Origin of the sequence: Paenibacillus sinopodophylli (assembly GCF_005930355.1) — a bacterium.
GTDB lineage: Bacteria > Bacillota > Bacilli > Paenibacillales > Paenibacillaceae > Pristimantibacillus > Pristimantibacillus sinopodophylli.
Genome location: NZ_VDBO01000108.1, coordinates 1 through 204 on the forward strand (window position 1 = coordinate 1; position 204 = coordinate 204).

General features: G+C 46.1%; 1 tRNA gene. It reads left to right on the forward strand.

Annotated features, from left to right (window positions below):
- The first annotated feature begins 128 nt into the window (after window positions 1-128).
- Window positions 129-204: transfer RNA gene (locus tag FGT79_RS30890), tRNA-Asn, on the forward strand.

A 204-nucleotide genomic window follows, 5' to 3' on the forward strand; every position in this document is an offset into this window, starting at 1 on the left:
TCGAGGGCTTATCCTAAACACGTTTACCGTGACCCATACATCCGGTAGACAGCAGCATATAAGGTTCAGCAAACCTATTCTTTTGTATCCAGTTTTCAGGGCGCAACTTGCTTTGAAATTGCATATATTCCCTGATAGCTCAGTTGGTAGAGCACTCGACTGTTAATCGAGTTGTCACAGGTTCGAGTCCTGTTCGGGGAGCCA